This window comes from Streptomyces sp. NRRL F-2664 (genome assembly GCF_000719345.1).
Taxonomy (GTDB): domain Bacteria; phylum Actinomycetota; class Actinomycetes; order Streptomycetales; family Streptomycetaceae; genus Streptomyces.
The window spans coordinates 1-320 of the sequence record NZ_JOFX01000459.1 but is presented as its reverse complement, the minus strand read 5'-3'; the positions used below and the strand labels follow the sequence as shown (position 1 = coordinate 320).

The 320-nt window shown below is 75.0% G+C and carries 1 protein-coding gene; it reads left to right on the top strand.

The annotated features are described in order from the left end of the window. A partial coding sequence (locus IF89_RS39950; RefSeq protein ID WP_043195073.1) for a hypothetical protein occupies window positions 1-320 on the top strand: 320 nt, incomplete at both ends.

The window sequence follows — 320 nt, the reverse complement described above, 5'->3', positions numbered from 1 at the left end:
GGCGGCCGCTGGCCGGACACGGCCCCGTCGTCACCCGCGTCGCCTCGCCCCTCGGCGCGGTGACCGAGATCGCCTACGAGGAAATTCCCGGATCGCCCGTCCCGGCGCTGGCCGCGACCCGCCTGCGCACCCTCGACGACCGCGGTGAACTGGCCGCGCCCGAGCAGCGGTTCTCCCCCGCAGTGGAGGAGGGCCGGGCCTATACCGGTGCGGGGGGCGGCTTCGCGGGTGAGGACGATGTCTTCGACCAGCGGACCGGCTTCACCTACACCACCGAGGTCTCCCTCCTGGGCCCCGACGGCGAGCCGGAGCGCAGGGTG